This window comes from Streptomyces rugosispiralis (genome assembly GCF_024505145.1).
Classification (GTDB): Bacteria; Actinomycetota; Actinomycetes; order Streptomycetales; family Streptomycetaceae; genus Streptomyces; species Streptomyces rugosispiralis.
This window is the reverse complement of the sequence record NZ_JANIAA010000252.1, coordinates 1-383: the sequence shown is the minus strand read 5'-3', so window position 1 is coordinate 383 and position 383 is coordinate 1. Positions and strand designations below refer to the sequence as shown.

1 protein-coding gene is annotated in these 383 nt (G+C 64.8%); it reads right to left on the bottom strand.

Going from position 1 to position 383, the window contains the following annotated elements; genetic code table 11:
* A partial coding sequence (locus tag NP777_RS47310; RefSeq protein WP_256656389.1) for an acyltransferase domain-containing protein occupies window positions 1-335 on the bottom strand: 335 nt, incomplete at its 3' end.
* Between the last annotated feature and the right edge of the window lie 48 nt (window positions 336-383).

Here is a 383-nt window from a genome sequence, read left to right as displayed (position 1 = left end):
TGAAGTACCGACACACCATCGCCATCGACCAACGCGGACAACGTGCCATCCGGCCCCAACTCCAGGAACGAACCAACCCCAAGCTCGCGGAGGGTGCTCAACCCCTCGGCGAACCGGACCGTCTCCCGCACATGACGCACCCAGTACTCCGGCGAGCACAACTCCTCACCCGCCACCACACCCGACACATTCGACACCACCGGCACACTCGGAGCACGGAACTCCACGCCCTGAAGCACCTCGCCAAATTCCGCGAGCATGCCGTCCATACGAGCCGAATGGAACGCATGACTCACCCGCAACCGCCGCACCCGCACCCCACGCCCAGCCAACACATCCACAACCGCCTGAACCGCACCCTCATCCCCCGACAGCACCACCGA